The organism is Pseudomonas sp. ABa2, from assembly GCF_056676075.1.
In genome coordinates this window covers 2,508,345-2,524,687 of record NZ_CM155239.1, presented here as the reverse complement: position 1 = coordinate 2,524,687, position 16,343 = coordinate 2,508,345, and the positions used below count along the sequence as shown (strand labels likewise).

Below are 16,343 nucleotides of genomic sequence, written 5' to 3'. Positions count from 1 at the left end.
TCCGATCAGGCTTTGATGGCGAAGGAGTCGGCGTAGGCGGCCGGGTTGCTGCCGTCCCAGACCACACCGTCGATCAGCGTGCTGCTGCGCAGCGGGCTGCTCGGCACGGCCAGCTTGAGGGCGCCGGCCGCCTCGGCGTAGAGCGCGGTCTGGTTGATCTGCGCCGCCACGGCGGCGTAATCCGGCGCGTCCTTGAGCAGGCCCCAGCGCTTGAACTGGGTGAGGAACCACATGCCGTCGGAGTGGTAGGGGAAGTTGACGCTGCCGTCCTTGCAGAAGGCCATGGCGTGCTCGTCCTGCCAGCTGTTGCCGAGGCCGTCCTCGTACTGGGCGAGAAAGCGCGGTTCGATCACCTGTACCGGCGCGTTGACGTAGGCCTTGCCGGAAATCAGCTTGGCGGTGCTCTTGCGGTTCTCCTCGCTGGCCTCGATGAAGCGGCTGGCGTCGAGCACCGCCATGATCAGCGCGCGGGCGGCGTTGGGGTACTGCTCGATAAAGGCGCGGGTGGTGCCGAGCACTTTCTCGGGGTGATCCGGCCAGATCTGCTGGGTGGTGGTGGCGGTGAAGCCGATCTTGTCGAAGATCGCCCGCGCGCCCCAGGGCTCGCCGACGCAGAAGCCGTCCATGTTGCCGACGCGCATGTTGGCGACCATCTGCGGCGGCGGCACGACGATGGTCTTCACGTCGCTCAAGGGGTTGATGCCCAGGCTGCCGAGCCAGTAGTACAGCCACATGGCGTGGGTGCCGGTGGGGAACGTCTGGGCGAAGGTCAGCGGCGTGCCGCCCTTCTTCACGTGCGCGGCCAGTTGCGCGCCGTTGCTCACTCCGGCCTCGCGCAGCTGCTTTGACAGGGTGATGGCCTGGCCGTTCTGGTTCAGGCCCATGAGCACCGCCATGTCCTTCTGCGGCCCGGCCAGGCCGAGCTGGGCGCCGTACATCATGCCGTAGAGCACGTGGGCGGCATCCAGCTCGCCGGTGTTGAGCTTGTCGCGCACGCCGGCCCAGGAGGCTTCCTTGCTCGGGGTGATGCTCAGGCCGTACTTCTCGCCGAAGCCCTGGGTGGCGGCCACCACCACCGAGGCGCAGTCGGTCAGGGGGATGAAGCCGACTTTCAGCGCGGCCTTTTCCGGTGCGTCGGAGCCGGCTGCCCAGGCCGCACTGCGCAGTGAGGCCGGTGCCGACAGGCCGAGCGCGGCGATGCCGCCAACGGCACCGGCGAGGGCAATGGATTGCTTGAGGAAGTTGCGGCGGCTGGTGTCCAGGGGCTTGTTCGAATCACGATCGGTCATGGGGCTAATCCTTGTCAGGCACATAAACAAAAAACGGCGTACGCCAGGCCGCCTCGGTAAGAGGAGGTGGCCTGACGGACGCCGTTGTCCGTGATCCTCGGCCCGCCGCCGTTGGCGTGCTACGCAGGATGGTTGACAGGGACATAGCAAGGGGCTTGCCAGTTTTTCCAGGCAAAGACCCTGACGTTCTCGGCAGCGCACGGCGAGTGCCGCAGGGGCCTCAGCTGGCGAATGGCTAGCCGATAGAAATCAATGACTTGGATATGGGCTGGGGCCATTGGCGGGGGCCTGCCGGGCGGCCCAGCGGCCGCCGGCGCCGGCGCGCTCGTGGGCCAATGGCGTGCATGGCCGGGCGCCGCTGAGCCGTTTTGGTTCGAGGTGCCGAGCTCAGGAGGCTGGCTGGACGCGCGCTTCCTCGACGAAATCGCGCAGCCAGCGCAGCACTTCCACCGCCTCCCAGCGTGCCGGGTCGAACAGGGCGTAGGCCAGGCCCTGATAGCCGACCACATCCAGCTGGCGGTGGTAGCCGGCGCGCTGCAGCAGTGCCTCGATCTCGGCGAAGCAGGTGTTGAAGTGCTGGCGGTTAAAGGGCGTGCGGTTCTCGGTGACGATGCCCTCGAGCTGCAGTTCCTCGACCATTTCACGCACCCGCTCCAGCGGCATGCGGTTCACCCGGTGTTTCAGCTGCAGTACGTCCAGCATGGTGCGGCTCCTGTGCATTGGTTCGAGAGAGCAAGGGTAAACGAAAAATACTGTACAAATAAACAGTATTGGTGAATAGTGAGGCCACTGCAGCGACATCGACCCGTCCGCCCCGCACGGTGGACGCCTTGCGAGAGGAGAATTGGCAATGCAACAGATGCTGATGACGATTGTGCTATTGGCTGTGCTGAGCGGCTGCGCCCAGCCGCAGATCGAACGGCCGCAGGCCAATGGCGCCTACCTGGTGATCGAGGGCGAGCAGGCCTGGGCCGTGCTGGTGTCCGACGGCCGGCGCGTGGAGGAGGCGGGCAGGGTGCTGGACGTGATCCGCCTGCCCGGACATCACTCGAGCATCGCCGCCAGCTACGTGATCGACACGCCCAACTGCGGCAAGCTGCAGTGGCTGACCGAGCGCCACGGCGCGGCAGAGGGGGAAACCACCCTGCTGCCGGCGGCGTTCAACGAGGAGTTGGTCAGCCCGGGCTGCGTGCTGGCCCAGGGCCTGAGTCGCGCCTGGACGGCGCTGGATTATTCCGGCTGATATGACCAGGGCGCCTCGCGGCGCCCTGGTGGCTTTACTCGTCAGTGGCCTTGGCCTTCTTCGCCGGCAGCAGGCCGTCGGCGCGGAACATCGCCTTGATCCCGCGCAGCGCCTGGCGGGTGCGATCCTGGTTCTCGATCAGGGCGAAGCGCACGTGGTCGTCACCGTAGTCGCCGAAGCCCAGGCCCGGCGAGACGCAGACCTTGGCCTCGGCCAGCAGCTTCTTGGCGAATTCCAGCGAGCCGAGCGGGGCATAGGCCTCGGGAATCTTGGCCCAGACGTACATCGAGGCCTTGGGCTTTTCCACCATCCAGCCGATCTCGTGCAGGCCCTTGACCAGCAGGTTGCGACGCTGGCGGTACTGCTCGGCGATGTCGCGTACGCACTGCTGGTCGCCTTCCAGGGCGGCGATGGCGGCCACCTGCAGCGGAGTGAAGGTACCGTAGTCGTGGTAGCTCTTGATCCGCGCCAGGGCGGACACGAGTTCTTTATTGCCGACCATAAAGCCGATGCGCCAGCCGGCCATGTTGTAGCTCTTGGACAGGGTGAAGAACTCCACCGCGATGTCCTTGGCCCCCGGCACCTGCATGATCGAGGGGGCCTGCCAGCCGTCGTAGACGATGTCGGCGTAGGCCAGGTCGTGCACCACCAGCACGTCGTACTGCTTGGCCAGGGCCACCACGCGTTCGAAGAAGTCCAGCTCCACGCACTGCGCGGTGGGGTTGGAGGGAAACCCCAAGATCATCATCTTCGGCTTGGGGATGGATTCGCGAATCGCCCGTTCCAGCTCGGCGAAGAAGTCCACCCCCGGCACCAGCGGCACCGAACGCACCTGAGCGCCGGCGATCACCGCGCCGTAGATATGAATGGGGTAGCTGGGGTTGGGCACCAGCACGGTGTCGCCATGGTCCAGGGTGGCCAGCATCAGGTGCGCCAGGCCTTCCTTGGAGCCGATGGTGACGATGGCTTCGCTTTCCGGGTCGATGTCCACCGCGTAGCGCTCCTGGTACCAGCGCGAGATGGCGCGGCGCAGGCGCGGGATGCCGCGCGATGTGGAGTAGCCGTGGGTGTCTTCGCGCTGGGCGACCTGCACCAGCTTCTCGACTATGTGCGGCGGCGTGGCGCCATCGGGATTGCCCATGCTGAAGTCGATGATGTCCTCGCCACGGCGGCGCGCGGCCATCTTCAGCTCGGCGGTGATGTTGAACACATAGGGGGGGAGACGATCGATGCGCGCAAAGCGGCGCTTGGCGTTGTCGGCCATGATTTCCTCGAAGTACGTAAGCGCCCGGAACCGTCCGAGCGACGTTGGCCACTGCACTGGCCGGAGGCGACGATAAGGCGCCGGCAGCTCTGCTGTCCAGCGCAGTGGCGGGAAAAATTGCCGGTGCAGTGCGCCTGGGCTACTGCAGCGGCGCTCAGCCGCCGAGCATGTCGTGCATGGCGATGATCTGCTCGGCCACCTGGATCAGCTTCTGCTGGCGGCTCATGGCCTGGCGGCGCATCAGGGTGTAGGCCTCTTCCTCGTTGCAGCTCTTCATCTTCATCAGCAGGCCCTTGGCCAGCTCGATGCGCTTGCGTTCGGCCAGCTGGGCGTCGCGCGCCTGCAACTGGGCGCGCAGGGCCTGGTCGCTCTCGAAGCGGGCCATGGCCACGTCGAGAATCGGCTGCAGGCGCTGGGCGTGGATGCCCTCGACGATGTAGGCGCTGACCCCGCTCTGGATCGCCTGGCGCATGACGCCAGGGTCGTGCTCGTCGGTGAACATGACGATCGGTCGCGGCTGGTCGCGGCTGACCAGCACCACCTGTTCCATCACGTCGCGGCTGGGGGACTCGGTGTCGATCAGGATCACGTCGGGGCGCACGGCCTCGACCCGCTCGGGCAGGTCGATGGTCAGCCCGGACTCATCGATCACCTCGAAGCCGGCCTCGATCAGCGCGCACTTGAGGCGGCCGACCTTCTTCGGGGTGTCGTTGATCAGCAGGATACGCAGCATCGTGGACTCTCCGGGCGATTACAGGGCGACAGCCGGGCTGTCGGCCAGGGCGTGGAGACGGAAGCTGCGGGCGTAGCCGGCCGGGTCGCTGCCGTCCCAGCGGGTGCCATCCTGCAGCGTGGCGCTGCGCATGTCCGCGGGTATGGGGATATTCAGCGCCTGCGCCGCCTCGCGGTAAAGCCCCAGTTGCTGCACCTGGCGGGCGACGCCGAGGTAGTCGGGGTCGCTGCGCAGCAGGCCCCAGCGGCGGAACTGGGTCATGAACCACATGGCGTCGGACAGGTAGGGCAGGTTCACCGCGCCCTCGCCATGAAAGCGCAGCGGATGGGCGTCCTGCCAGGCGTGACCGAGGCCGTCCTGGTACTGGCCGAGAAAACGGGGCTGAATGGCCGACAGCGGTGCGTCGACGTAGTCGCGGCCGCTGAGCAGTTGTGCCGTGCTGCGCTTGTTCTCCTCGCTCTCGTCGATGAAGCGACTGGCTTCCAGCACCGCCATGATCAGCGCGCGGGCGGTATTGGGATACTGCAGGGCGAATTCGCGGGTGCAGCCGAGCACCTTCTCGGGGTGATCGGCCCAGATCGACTGACTGGTGGCGACGGTACAGCCAAGGCCCTCGTCCACCGCCTGCGCGCTCCACGGCTCGCCGACGCAGAGGCCGTCGATGCGGCGCGCCTTGAGGTGCGCGATCATCTGCGGCGGCGGCACCACCACGCTGTCGACGTCGTGCAGTGGGTGAATGCCCTGGCTGGCCAGCCAGTAATAGAGCCACATGGCGTGGGTGCCGGTGGGGAAGGTCTGGGCGAAGGTCAGGCGTGCACCTTGTTGGTGCGCGCGATGCAGCAGTGCTTCGCCACTGCTCACGCCTGCGGCCAGCAGCGGCTGCGACAGGTTGATGCTCTGACCGTTCTGGTTCAGGCCCATCAGAACCGCCATGTCGGTGGCCGGAGCGCCGCCCAAGCCGAACTGGACACCATAGATCAGGCCGTAGAGGCTGTGCGCGGCGTCCAGTTCGCCGCTCAGCAGCCTGTCGCGCAGCCCGGCCCAGGAGCTCTGGCGCTGCAGATTGAGGGTCAGTCCGTGTTTCTCGGCGAAGCCCTGAGTGGCGGCCACTATCACCGAGGCGGCATCGGTCAGGGCCATGAAGCCGATGTTCAGCGTGCGCTTCTCCGGCGCATCGCCGATCCCGGCTCCACCCGGCACATCGCTGAGGACTGCTTGTCGTTCGCTCATGTTGCTTGTCCCTTCTCCACGCAAAAAGGCGCCGCACCCACGTCCGCCACTGGGGCAGCAAGGGAACGACGCCATTGTCGTGAGCGGCTTCCGCCGTTGGAAGCGCTCTGTTATCGGGACTGAAGCAATGCATATGCCATCACGGGCGGCGTGTTGGCGTTTGCCGATCTTTGAGGGGGAGGCGCTAGTTAGCGCTCCAGCATCTGCTTGACGTTGCTCTGCGGGATCTGCTGCTTGCGGCCTTCGCTGTCGGTGAACTCGAGCATGCCGGTGTCCCGATCCAGCTCCGGTTTGCCGTCGCTGGTGAGCATCTGTCCATCGGTGGTGGTGATGATGTACTCGCTGCTGCAGCCGGCCAGGCCGAACAGGCACAGGGCGGCGATGATCCATGGCTTCATGATGTGCTCCTGAATGCTCGTATGGGGTGTCCCCAATTCAGAAGGTAGACGCTGCCGTTGCCGCCGCAAGGCGCCGCGACGTTTTGCGCCAGCCATAAACAACAAGCCCCGCACGGGGCGGGGCTTGTTCTACAGCGCTGGGATCAGGCCTGAACGACCGGGATCTTGGCGTTGGCCGCCGCTTCGCGGAAGTCGGCGATCTGGTCGAAGCTCAGGTAGCGGTAGATATCGCCAGCCATGCTGTCGATATCCTTGGCGTAGACCATGTACTCCTCGACGGTCGGCAGCTTGCCGAGAATCGAAGCGACCGCGGCCAGTTCGGCAGAGGCCAGGTACACGTTGGCGCCATCACCCAGACGGTTGGGGAAGTTACGGGTGGAGGTCGACACCACGGTGGAGTTGGCGGCGACGCGCGCCTGGTTACCCATGCACAGCGAGCAGCCCGGCATCTCCATGCGTGCACCGGCCTTGCCGTAGATGCCGTAGTAGCCTTCTTCGGTCAGCTGGTGAGCATCCATCTTGGTCGGCGGCGACAGCCACAGACGGGTCGGGATACCGCCCTTGACCTTGTCCAGCAGCTTGCCGGCAGCGCGGAAGTGACCGATGTTGGTCATGCACGAACCGATGAACACTTCGTCGATCTTGTCGCCGGCCACGGTGGACAGCAGACGGGCGTCGTCCGGGTCGTTCGGGGCGCACAGCACCGGCTCGTTGAGTTCGGCCAGGTCGATTTCGATGACTTCGGCGTACTCGGCGTCCTTGTCGGCTTCCATCAGTACCGGGTTGGCCAGCCAGGCTTCCATCGCCTGGGCACGACGCTCCAGGGTGCGGGCATCGCCGTAGCCTTCGCTGATCATCCAGCGCAGCAGGGTGATGTTGGACTGCAGGTATTCGGCGATGGCCGCTTCCGGCAGTTTGATGGTGCAACCGGCAGCCGAACGCTCGGCGGAGGCGTCGGACAGCTCGAAGGCCTGCTCGACGGTCAGGTTGTCCAGGCCTTCGATCTCGAGGATACGGCCGGAGAAGATGTTCTTCTTGCCCTTCTTCTCGACGGTCAGCAGACCTTTCTGGATGGCGTAGTAGGGGATGGCGTGGACCAGGTCACGCAGGGTGATACCCGGCTGCATCTTGCCCTTGAAGCGCACCAGCACGGATTCCGGCATGTCCAGCGGCATGACGCCGGTGGCAGCGGCGAAGGCCACCAGGCCGGAACCGGCCGGGAAGCTGATGCCGATCGGGAAGCGGGTGTGCGAGTCGCCACCGGTGCCGACGGTGTCCGGCAGCAGCATGCGGTTCAGCCAGCTGTGGATGATGCCGTCGCCCGGACGCAGGGACACACCGCCACGGGTGCGGATGAAATCCGGCAGGGTGTGGTGGGTGGTGACGTCGATCGGCTTCGGATAGGCCGCGGTGTGGCAGAAGGACTGCATCACCAGGTCAGCCGAGAAGCCCAGGCACGCCAGGTCTTTCAGCTCGTCGCGGGTCATCGGGCCGGTGGTGTCCTGGGAGCCGACGGTGGTCATCTTCGGTTCGCAGTAGGTGCCCGGACGCACGCCTTCGACGCCGCAGGCCTTGCCGACCATTTTCTGCGCCAGGGTGAAACCCTTGGTGCTGGCAGCAGGCTGGTCCGGCTTCTTGAACAGGTCGGAGGAGCCCAGGCCCAGTTCGGCACGCGCCTTCTCGGTCAGGCCACGGCCGACGATCAGCGGGATACGGCCGCCGGCGCGGACTTCATCGAGCAGCACCGGAGTCTTCAGTTCGAAGGTGGTGATGACGTCGTCGGTGCCGTGCTTGCAGACCTTGCCAGCGTAGGGGTAGACGTCGATCACGTCGCCCATGTTGATGTTCGATACGTCGAACTCGATCGGCAGGGCGCCGGCGTCTTCCATGGTGTTGTAGAAGATCGGGGCGATCTTGGTGCCGAAGCAGAAGCCGCCAGCACGCTTGTTCGGCACGTAGGGAATGTCGTCGCCGAAGAACCACAGCACCGAGTTGGTGGCGGACTTACGGGAAGAACCGGTACCGACCACGTCACCGACGTAGGCCACCGGGAAGCCTTTGGCCTTGATCTCTTCGATCTGCTTCAGCGGGCCGATGGCGCCTTGCTGCTGCGGCACGATGCCGTCGCGAGCCATTTTCAGCATGGCCAGGGCGTGCAGCGGGATGTCGGGGCGCGACCAGGCGTCCGGGGCAGGGGACAGGTCGTCGGTGTTGGTTTCGCCCGGCACCTTGAACACGGCCAGGCTGTATTTCTCGGCGATGGCCGGCTTGTTGGTGAACCACTCGCCATCGGCCCAGGACTGCAGCACGGCCTTGGCGTTGGCATTGCCGGCCTTGGCTTTCTCGGCGACGTCGTGGAAGGCGTCGAACATCAGCAGGGTGTGCTTGAGTTGCTCGGCGGCAACGGCGCCCAGGGCGGCGTCGTCCAGCAGCTCGACCATGGTGGCGATGTTGTAGCCGCCCTGCATGGTACCCAGCAGCTCGACGGCGCGTTGCTTGCTGATCAGCGGGGAAGTGGCTTCGCCCTTGGCCACGGCAGAGAGGAAACCGGCCTTGACGTAGGCGGCTTCATCGACGCCTGGCGGTACGCGGTTGGTGATCAGGTCTACGAGGAATTCTTCTTCGCCAGCCGGCGGGTTTTTCAGCAGCTCGACCAGGCCTGCGGTTTGTTCGGCGTTCAGCGGCTGGGGCACGATACCCTGAGCGGCACGCTCTGCTACGTGTTTGCGATAGGCTTCAAGCACAGTTATTACCCTCATCAGTGGTCCCAAAGGGTTGTCCGGGACGCGATCCAGATACCCATGAACCAGGCGCTTTTCGACTTTATGAGCCGATCAGCCGAGGTTTCATGAGTCTCTTGTAGAAGCTGCTTTCAAAGTTTTACGCCGGCAGGACGGGGTCTGATGAGGGCGGGCGCAGAGGCTCGGGGGGACTCCGAGTGACTGCGCCGCCATCGTACCTGCAGGATCGACTGTGCTCGTGACGCTTTGAAAACAGCTTCCAACGGACATTGGCGCCGTAAAAGGCGGGCCGATTCTAATGGAAAGCGCGGATAAAGTTAAGCCAAAGCCCTGGGCTTGGCGGGGGTGATCTTGCTTAGACAAAGGGCTAACATGCTCGGCCGTCCTGCTGTCTATATTGCTTCTCCATGTCCAATCAACGCATCAAGACGCCTTGCGTGGGTCTGTGCTCGACCGTTTACGGCGATGTGGTATGCCGCGGTTGCAAGCGTTTTCACCACGAGGTGATCAACTGGAACAGCTACGGCGACGAGGAAAAGCGCGCCGTCTGGCTGCGCCTGGAAGTGTTGCTGGTGCAGGTGATGACGGCCAAGGTCGAGGTGTTCGACGAGCAGCGCCTGCGCACCCAGCTGGAGCAGCGGCAAATCCGTTTTGTGCCGCAGCAGTCGCCCTATTGCTGGGCCTACCAGCTGATCGCACGCGGCGCGCGGGTGATCAACCAGCTCGATGCCTACGGCATGGCGCTGCTGCCCGAGTTCCGTGGCTGGGCCTTGCCGGAGCTGCGTGACGCCATCGACCGCGAGTTCTTCCTGCTCTCCGAGGCGCACTACGAGCGCTATATCGCGCCGAAATTCCTCCGCGAAGGCCTGGAACTGCGCGTGTGAGACCGGGTGGGTAGCCCGGATGCAATCCGCCAGCTCGCGCACGGCGATCCACTCCCTGGCTTTTGTCCGGCGCACAAAAAATGCCGCTCGCATTTGCGAGCGGCATTTTTGTCTGGCTGGCGTTCATTTCAGCGTTGCGCCACCAGCTCTTCGAGGTGGGCGATGATCTCGTCCGGCTTGAGCACCAGCACGTCGCTTTCCAGCGAGTCGAGAATCACTTCGGCGGTATTGCCGATCAGGGCGCCGGATAGCCCGGTGCGCGCCACGGTGCCGATCACAGTGACCACGGCGCTGAGCTGGTGGGCGATCTGCGGGATCAGCACGTCGGCCGGGCCTTCGACTATGTGCAGGCGGTCGTCGCCGATCTCGTACTCGGCCTGGAAGCTCCTGCACTGCTCGCGGTAGCGCGCCTCGATGGTTTCCTTGAGCTGGAAGGTCGGGTCGGCCGCCGACAGCATCGGCGTTGGGTGGGCGGTGATCACGTGCAGTTCGCCCTTGGCCAGGCCGGCGATGTCGTAGCCGTGGCTGATGATGCCGGCGTGCAGGGTGCGGTGCTCGCCGTCGGCATTGCCCACGTCCACCGCGGCGAGGATGGTGCCGCCGGTCCAGGGCTTGTCGGTCTTGACCATCAGCACAGGGCCTGGGCAGTAGCGCAACAGCTTCCAGTCGTCGGGGGTAAGGATGGCTTTCTTCAGTGGATTGTCCGGCAGGTGCTGCTTGACTACCAGGCCGCAGCCTTCGGCCTGTTGCACGGCGATGATGGTCTGGTGCGGGCTGTCGTGCCAGGCCTGCTGGGCGGAGACGGCGAAACCTTCCTCGCTCAGGCTGCTGCTGAGGTCGTTGAGCCAGGCGCTGTGCTCGCCCTTCTTGTCGCACACCAGCAGGTGCAGGCGCGATTGGGTGACTCCGGCTATCAGTTTCGCGCGCTTGAGCGCGAGGCCCTCCGGGTGCTGCGGCTCCATTACCACCAGGATGCTGCGGATCGCTTGCATGGTCGTCTCCCTGAGAATGAGTGGCACTTGTTCAACTATAGCGGTGCGCGGTTGACGGGCTTGTTGACCTGCGTCAACGGCGCGCTGGCCGTCTTGGCGCTCACTCGTATAATGGCCCGCCATTGCCAACCCCGCCAGCGTTCGAGAGCGCCCCCTGATGATGTCAATTGCCCAGCATATTCCGAGTAAAGGCGAGGAAAGCGCGTCGATCCTGCAGGAAATCCTCGAGTTTCTCGGCGGCGTCGCCACCCCGGCGGCCTGGCTGGACGAGGCCCTGCGCCAGCAGGAAATCCTCCTGCTCGACCACCGCAATCTGGAATACAAGGCGGCGCAGACGGCCCTGAGCCTGATGGGGCGCTACCTGACCAAGACCGAATTGACCGCGAGAATGTCGCGTTTGGCCCGTGAGGAGCTGGTGCACTTCGAGCAGGTGAGCAAGATCATCCGCGGCCGCGGCATCGAGGTTCGCCACGTTTCCGCTTCGCGCTACGCCGCCGGCCTGCGCGCGCTGCTGCGGGGCGGGGAAGTGGAGCGGCTGGTGGATGTGCTGGTGATCGGCGCCTTTATCGAGGCGCGCTCCTGCGAGCGCTTCGCCGCTCTGGTGCCGCGACTGGATGCCGAACTGGCCAAGTTCTATGCCGGGCTGCTGGAGAGCGAAGGGCGCCACTATCGGGGCTATCTCAAGCTCGCCTACCTCTATGGCGACTCAGCCGACGTGGATGCGCGTATCGAAGTGGTGCGTGCGGTGGAGCAGGAGCTGATCACCTCGGCGGACGAGCAGTTCCGTTTCCATAGCGGTGTGCCGGCCTGAAAGCGGGCGGGAGAACGCGCACAAAATATGGAGGAGCGGCTTCAGCCGCGAACACGGCGATAACGGCCTTTCGCGGCTGAAGCCGCTCCTGCAAATTTGTATGGGCTACGGTTTGGAGGCTCCTGCGGGAGCAAGCTCGAACGGCGCCTGGTTGAACCCCTTGTCATCGACCTGCAGCGCCCACCCCTGGCGATCCCAGTCACCCAGCACGATGCGCCGCGCCGCTTGGCCGTTCACGTCCAGTTCGTGCACCGCCGGTCTGTGGGTATGGCCATGGATCAGCGTGCGCACGCCGTGCGCGGCCATCACCTCAACCACCTCCGCTGGCGTGACATCGACTATCTCGCTGGCTTTCATCCGCGTCTGTGCGCGGCTTTCGTTGCGCAGCTTGCGCGCCAGCTTCTGTCGGGTGCCCAGTGGCAGGTTGCGCAGGATCAGCAAGGACAGCGGGTTGCGCAGCCAGCGACGCAGCTTCATATAGCCGACGTCCAGGGTGCACAGGCTGTCGCCGTGCATCAGCAGCACGCGCTCTCCGGCCATTTCGACCAGGCTGGGATCCTTCAGCAGGGTACAGCCGGCCTCGCGGCAGAAGCGCTGGCCGATGAGGAAGTCGCGGTTGCCGTGCATCAGGTAGATGCGCGTGCCGGCGTCGCTCAGTTCGCGCAGCGCGCGGGCGATTTCATGCTGGAAGGGCGTCATGCCATCGTCGCCGATCCAGACTTCGAAGAAGTCGCCGAGGATGTACAGCGCCTCGGCCTGGCGCGCGCGAGTGGCGAGAAAATGCAGAAACGCCCGGGTGATGTCCGGGCGTTGCTCTTCGAGATGCAGATCGGAGATCAGCAGGATCATCGACTTACTCGGCGACGACTTCGGCCTTCTCGATGATCACGTCGTCCACCGGCACGTCCTGGTGGCCGGCCTTCATGGTGGTGGCCACGGCCTTGATCTTCTCGACCACGTCCATGCCTTCGACCACTTCACCGAATACCGCGTAGCCCCAGCCCTGAACGGTCGGTGCGCTGTGGTTGAGGAAGCTGTTGTCGGCGACGTTGATGAAGAACTGCGCGCTGGCCGAATGCGGCTCCATGGTGCGGGCCATGGCGATGGTGCCGACCTTGTTGGCGACGCCGTTGTTGGCTTCGTTCTTGATCGGCGCGCGGGTCGGTTTCTGCTTCATGCCCGGCTCGAAACCGCCGCCCTGGATCATGAAGTTGCCGATCACGCGGTGGAAGATGGTGCCGTCGTAGTGGCCTTCCTTCACGTATTGTTCGAAGTTGGCCACGGTTTCCGGGGCCTTGTCGGCGAACAGCTTCAGGGTGATGACGCCGTGGTTGGTGTGCAGTTTGATCATGGGGGGACTCACTCTCGAATGGGGCAGGGCACCGAGCTCGGGCGGGCGCCGGAGCGGCCACTGCATTGCAGCTGTCAGGGGGTTGACGGGTTGGGTATGATACGGGCTTTGTTCCAGTCGGCCTACCCAGGGGGAATCTCTAAAAACTACCTGCGTTGCCATTGCTGCGTTAAAAACAGGCTCGGAATGCTCATTTACAACTCGTAAACTGCGCTTCCTTGCCTGTTTTTGCCTTGCTCTGGCTGCCTCGCCTACGTTTTTAGAGGTTCCCCCCTGCGCCGCGCCAGCATGATCTTAAGGACCCCATGAGCAAGCCCACCGTCGAAAAAGCCGCCAACTTCCTGCGCCCCATCGTCCAGGCCGATCTGGACAGCGGCAAGCACGCCAAGATCGTCACCCGCTTCCCGCCGGAGCCCAATGGCTACCTGCATATCGGTCATGCCAAGAGCATCTGCCTGAACTTCGGCCTGGCCCAGGAGTTCGGCGGCGAGTGCAACCTGCGCTTCGACGACACCAACCCGGCCAAGGAAGACCAGGAATACATCGATGCGATCAAGGCCGACGTCGAGTGGCTGGGCTTTTCGTGGGCCGGTAGCGAGCGCTACGCCTCCGACTACTTCGACCAGCTGCATGCCTGGGCCATCGAGCTGATCAAGGCCGGCAAGGCCTTCGTCTGCGACCTCAACGCCGACGAGATGCGCGCCTACCGCGGCAGCCTGACCGAGCCGGGCAAGAACAGCCCGTTCCGCGAGCGCTCGGTGGAGGAGAACCTCGACCTGTTCGCCCGCATGAAGGCCGGCGAGTTCGCCGACGGCGCCCGCTCGCTGCGCGCCAAGATCGACATGGCCTCGCCGAACATCAACCTGCGCGATCCGATCCTCTACCGCATCCGTCACGCCCATCACCACCAGACCGGCGACAAGTGGTGCATCTACCCCAGCTACGACTTCACCCACGGTCAGTCGGACGCCATCGAGGGCATCACCCACTCCATCTGCACCCTGGAGTTCGAGGACCATCGCCCGTTGTACGAGTGGTTCCTGGCCAACCTGTCGGTGCCGGCGCAGCCGCGCCAGTACGAATTCGCCCGGCTGAACCTGAACTACACCATCACCAGCAAGCGCAAGCTCAAGCAACTGGTCGATGAAGGCCATGTGCATGGCTGGGACGATCCGCGCATGTCCACCCTGTCCGGCTACCGCCGCCGCGGCTATACCCCGGCCTCGATCCGCGCCTTCTGCGACATGATCGGCGTCAACCGCGCCGGCGGCGTGGTGGATATCGGCATGCTGGAGTTCGCCATCCGCGAGGACCTGGACGCCAACGCCGCGCGTGCCATGTGCGTGCTCAAGCCGCTCAAGGTCGTCATCACCAACTACCCGGAGGGCCAGGTCGAGAACCTCGAACTGCCGCGCCATCCCAAGCAGGACATGGGCGTGCGCGTGCTGCCGTTCAGCCGCGAGCTCTATATCGACGCCAGCGACTTCGAGGAAACCCCGCCGGATGGCTTCAAGCGCCTGATCCCGGGCGGCGAAGTGCGCCTGCGTGGCAGCTACGTGATCCGCGCCGACGAGGCCGTGAAAGACGCCGCCGGCAACGTGATCGAGCTGCGCTGCAGCTATGACGAGAACACCCTGGGCAAGAACCCGGAAGGCCGCAAGGTCAAGGGTGTGATCCACTGGGTGCCGGCCGCCGAGAGCGTCGAGTGCGAAGTGCGCCTGTACGATCGTCTGTTCCGTTCGGCCAACCCGGAGAAGGCCGAGGAGGGCCAGACCTTCCTCGACAACATCAATCCGGATTCGCTGGTGGTGCTCAAGGGCTGCCGCGCCGAGCCGTCGCTGGCCCAGGCCGCGCCGGAAGAGCGTTTCCAATTCGAGCGCGAAGGCTACTTCGTCGCCGACCTGAAGGACTCGCAGCCGGGCAAGCCGGTGTTCAACCGCACCGTCACCCTGCGCGATTCCTGGGGGCAGTAAATGGCGCTGAGCATTTACAACACCCTGAGCAAGACCAAGGACGCCTTCCAGCCGCTGGAAGGCAACAGCGTGCGCATGTACGTGTGCGGCATGACCGTCTACGACTTCTGCCATATCGGCCACGCCAGGGTCATGGTGGCCTTCGACGTGGTCACCCGCTGGCTGCGCCAGCGCGGCTATGACGTGACCTATGTGCGCAACATCACCGATATCGACGACAAGATCATCAAGCGCGCGCATGAGAACGGCGAGCCGTTCGAGGCCCTGGTCGAGCGCATGATCAAAGCCATGCACGAGGACGAGGCGCGCTTGAGCGTGCTGCGCCCGGACATCGAGCCGCGCGCCACCGGCCATATCGCCGGCATGCACCAGATGATCCAGACCCTGATCGACAAGGGCTACGCCTACGCCCCGGGCAATGGCGACGTGTACTACCGCGTCGGCAAGTTCGAAGGCTACGGCAAACTGTCGCGCCGCAAGATCGACGAGCTGAAGATCGGCGCACGCATCGAGGTCGACGAGATCAAGCAGGATCCATTGGACTTCGTCCTGTGGAAGGGCGCCAAGCCGGGCGAGCCGTGCTGGGATTCGCCCTGGGGCAAGGGCCGTCCGGGCTGGCACATCGAGTGCTCGGTGATGTCCACCTGCTGCCTGGGCGAGACCTTCGACATCCACGGCGGCGGCCCGGATTTGGTGTTCCCGCACCACGAGAACGAGATCGCGCAGAGCGAGGCGGCCACCGGCAAGCTCTACGCCAAGGCCTGGATGCACGCCGGCGCGGTGCGCGTGGACGGCGAGAAGATGTCCAAGAGCCTGGGCAACTTCTTCACCATCCGCGAAGTGCTGGAGAAGTACCACCCCGAGGTGGTGCGCTACCTGCTGGTGTCCAGCCACTACCGCAGCCCGATCAACTATTCCGAAGACAGCCTCAAGGAAGCCAAGGGCGCCCTGGAGCGCTTCTACAACGGTCTGAAGGGGTTGCCGGAAGTGGCACCTGCCGGCGGCGAGGAATTCGTCGAGCGTTTCGGTGCGGCGATGGATGACGACTTCAACTCGCCGGAAGCCTGCGCTGTGCTGTTCGAGATGATCCGCGAGGTCAACCGCCTGCGCGAGACTGATGTCCAGGCTGCCGCCGGCCTGGCCGCCCAGCTCAAGCAGCTGGCCTCCGTGCTCGGTGTGCTGCAGCTCGAGCCGGATGCCTTCCTGCAGGCCGGCGCCGCCGGTAAGGTCGACGCCGCCGAGGTCGAAGCGCTGATCGCCGCGCGCCTTGCGGCCCGCGCCGAGAAGAACTGGGCCGAGAGCGACCGCATCCGCGACCAGCTCACCGCCATGGGCGTGGTGCTGGAAGACGGCAAGGGCGGCACCAGCTGGCGCCTGGCCGAGTAACAGATTGCGCAGGTAACACGACAAGGGCCGCTTTCGAGCGGCCCTTGT

General features: G+C 64.9%; 15 protein-coding genes. 5 read left to right on the top strand and 10 right to left on the bottom strand.

What is annotated here, in order from left to right:
- Positions 1–5: 5 nt before the first annotated feature.
- Both AC1G9C_RS12340 and AC1G9C_RS12335 read right to left on the bottom strand, forming a co-directional pair.
- The gene (locus tag AC1G9C_RS12340; RefSeq protein ID WP_480410354.1) at positions 6–1,289 is read right to left on the bottom strand and encodes a CmpA/NrtA family ABC transporter substrate-binding protein; all 1,284 of its coding nucleotides are present in this window, start codon (positions 1,287–1,289) and stop codon (positions 6–8) included.
- A 387-nt stretch (positions 1,290–1,676) separates the two neighbouring features.
- Positions 1,677–1,991 (bottom strand): hypothetical protein, encoded by a 315-nt coding sequence (locus AC1G9C_RS12335; RefSeq protein WP_021445895.1) that lies wholly within the window; start codon positions 1,989–1,991, stop codon positions 1,677–1,679.
- A gap of 148 nt (positions 1,992–2,139) precedes the next feature.
- Here AC1G9C_RS12335 and AC1G9C_RS12330 point away from each other — a divergent pair, with 148 nt between their 5' ends.
- Entirely contained in the window at positions 2,140–2,532 is a 393-nt protein-coding gene (locus AC1G9C_RS12330; RefSeq protein ID WP_480410353.1) for a hypothetical protein, read from the top strand.
- Between the two features lie 34 nt (positions 2,533–2,566).
- Here AC1G9C_RS12330 and alaC read toward each other — a convergent pair whose 3' ends face one another.
- The 5 genes from alaC to acnB form a co-directional block, all read right to left on the bottom strand.
- Positions 2,567–3,796 (bottom strand): alanine transaminase, encoded by a 1,230-nt coding sequence (gene alaC / locus AC1G9C_RS12325; RefSeq protein ID WP_480410352.1) that lies wholly within the window; start codon positions 3,794–3,796, stop codon positions 2,567–2,569.
- Between the two features lie 154 nt (positions 3,797–3,950).
- Entirely contained in the window at positions 3,951–4,529 is a 579-nt protein-coding gene (locus tag AC1G9C_RS12320) for an ANTAR domain-containing response regulator (RefSeq protein WP_122109786.1), read from the bottom strand.
- 18 nt (positions 4,530–4,547) lie between these two features.
- Positions 4,548–5,759 (bottom strand): CmpA/NrtA family ABC transporter substrate-binding protein, encoded by a 1,212-nt coding sequence (locus tag AC1G9C_RS12315; protein ID WP_480410351.1) that lies wholly within the window; start codon positions 5,757–5,759, stop codon positions 4,548–4,550.
- 188 nt (positions 5,760–5,947) lie between these two features.
- Positions 5,948–6,157, bottom strand: a complete 210-nt coding sequence (locus AC1G9C_RS12310; protein ID WP_122109788.1) for a YgdI/YgdR family lipoprotein — start codon at positions 6,155–6,157, stop codon at positions 5,948–5,950.
- Between the two features lie 143 nt (positions 6,158–6,300).
- Positions 6,301–8,901 carry a bifunctional aconitate hydratase 2/2-methylisocitrate dehydratase gene (gene acnB, locus AC1G9C_RS12305; RefSeq protein WP_480410408.1) on the bottom strand — a complete coding sequence of 867 codons (2,601 nt, stop codon included), beginning with the start codon at positions 8,899–8,901 and terminating at the stop codon, positions 6,301–6,303.
- A gap of 404 nt (positions 8,902–9,305) precedes the next feature.
- Between acnB and AC1G9C_RS12300 the strand changes: the two genes are divergently transcribed.
- Positions 9,306–9,782 carry a DUF1289 domain-containing protein gene (locus AC1G9C_RS12300; RefSeq protein WP_031303887.1) on the top strand — a complete coding sequence of 159 codons (477 nt, stop codon included), beginning with the start codon at positions 9,306–9,308 and terminating at the stop codon, positions 9,780–9,782.
- 128 nt (positions 9,783–9,910) lie between these two features.
- Here the strand turns inward: AC1G9C_RS12300 and AC1G9C_RS12295 are convergent, their stop codons facing one another.
- Positions 9,911–10,774: a universal stress protein gene (locus AC1G9C_RS12295; protein WP_122107997.1), complete on the bottom strand. Its 864-nt coding sequence runs from the start codon at positions 10,772–10,774 to the stop codon at positions 9,911–9,913.
- 157 nt (positions 10,775–10,931) lie between these two features.
- On the opposite strand from AC1G9C_RS12295, the gene AC1G9C_RS12290 reads away from it, so the two are divergent.
- The gene (locus tag AC1G9C_RS12290; protein WP_021445887.1) at positions 10,932–11,585 is read left to right on the top strand and encodes a MiaE family protein; all 654 of its coding nucleotides are present in this window, start codon (positions 10,932–10,934) and stop codon (positions 11,583–11,585) included.
- A 105-nt stretch (positions 11,586–11,690) separates the two neighbouring features.
- On the opposite strand, the gene lpxH is transcribed toward AC1G9C_RS12290, so the two are convergent.
- Positions 11,691–12,434 (bottom strand): UDP-2,3-diacylglucosamine diphosphatase, encoded by a 744-nt coding sequence (lpxH, locus tag AC1G9C_RS12285; RefSeq protein ID WP_480410350.1) that lies wholly within the window; start codon positions 12,432–12,434, stop codon positions 11,691–11,693.
- Between the two features lie 4 nt (positions 12,435–12,438).
- Positions 12,439–12,936: a peptidylprolyl isomerase gene (locus tag AC1G9C_RS12280; RefSeq protein WP_021445885.1), complete on the bottom strand. Its 498-nt coding sequence runs from the start codon at positions 12,934–12,936 to the stop codon at positions 12,439–12,441.
- 305 nt (positions 12,937–13,241) lie between these two features.
- Between AC1G9C_RS12280 and AC1G9C_RS12275 the strand changes: the two genes are divergently transcribed.
- Together AC1G9C_RS12275 and cysS are read left to right on the top strand one after the other, a co-directional pair.
- Positions 13,242–14,909: a glutamine--tRNA ligase/YqeY domain fusion protein gene (locus tag AC1G9C_RS12275; RefSeq protein ID WP_480410349.1), complete on the top strand. Its 1,668-nt coding sequence runs from the start codon at positions 13,242–13,244 to the stop codon at positions 14,907–14,909.
- Positions 14,910–16,295: a cysteine--tRNA ligase gene (cysS, locus tag AC1G9C_RS12270; protein ID WP_480410348.1), complete on the top strand. Its 1,386-nt coding sequence runs from the start codon at positions 14,910–14,912 to the stop codon at positions 16,293–16,295.
- The last annotated feature ends 48 nt before the right edge of the window (positions 16,296–16,343 follow it).

Coding starts and splice junctions, on each gene's coding strand:
- AC1G9C_RS12340 (WP_480410354.1), bottom strand. CDS start 1,289: ATGACCGATCGTGATTCGAACAAGCCCCTGGACACCAGCCGCCGCAAC.
- AC1G9C_RS12335 (WP_021445895.1), bottom strand. CDS start 1,991: ATGCTGGACGTACTGCAGCTGAAACACCGGGTGAACCGCATGCCGCTG.
- AC1G9C_RS12330 (WP_480410353.1), top strand. CDS start 2,140: ATGCAACAGATGCTGATGACGATTGTGCTATTGGCTGTGCTGAGCGGC.
- alaC (WP_480410352.1), bottom strand. CDS start 3,796: ATGGCCGACAACGCCAAGCGCCGCTTTGCGCGCATCGATCGTCTCCCC.
- AC1G9C_RS12320 (WP_122109786.1), bottom strand. CDS start 4,529: ATGCTGCGTATCCTGCTGATCAACGACACCCCGAAGAAGGTCGGCCGC.
- AC1G9C_RS12315 (WP_480410351.1), bottom strand. CDS start 5,759: ATGAGCGAACGACAAGCAGTCCTCAGCGATGTGCCGGGTGGAGCCGGG.
- AC1G9C_RS12310 (WP_122109788.1), bottom strand. CDS start 6,157: ATGAAGCCATGGATCATCGCCGCCCTGTGCCTGTTCGGCCTGGCCGGC.
- AC1G9C_RS12300 (WP_031303887.1), top strand. CDS start 9,306: ATGTCCAATCAACGCATCAAGACGCCTTGCGTGGGTCTGTGCTCGACC.
- AC1G9C_RS12295 (WP_122107997.1), bottom strand. CDS start 10,774: ATGCAAGCGATCCGCAGCATCCTGGTGGTAATGGAGCCGCAGCACCCG.
- AC1G9C_RS12290 (WP_021445887.1), top strand. CDS start 10,932: ATGATGTCAATTGCCCAGCATATTCCGAGTAAAGGCGAGGAAAGCGCG.
- lpxH (WP_480410350.1), bottom strand. CDS start 12,434: ATGATCCTGCTGATCTCCGATCTGCATCTCGAAGAGCAACGCCCGGAC.
- AC1G9C_RS12280 (WP_021445885.1), bottom strand. CDS start 12,936: ATGATCAAACTGCACACCAACCACGGCGTCATCACCCTGAAGCTGTTC.
- AC1G9C_RS12275 (WP_480410349.1), top strand. CDS start 13,242: ATGAGCAAGCCCACCGTCGAAAAAGCCGCCAACTTCCTGCGCCCCATC.
- cysS (WP_480410348.1), top strand. CDS start 14,910: ATGGCGCTGAGCATTTACAACACCCTGAGCAAGACCAAGGACGCCTTC.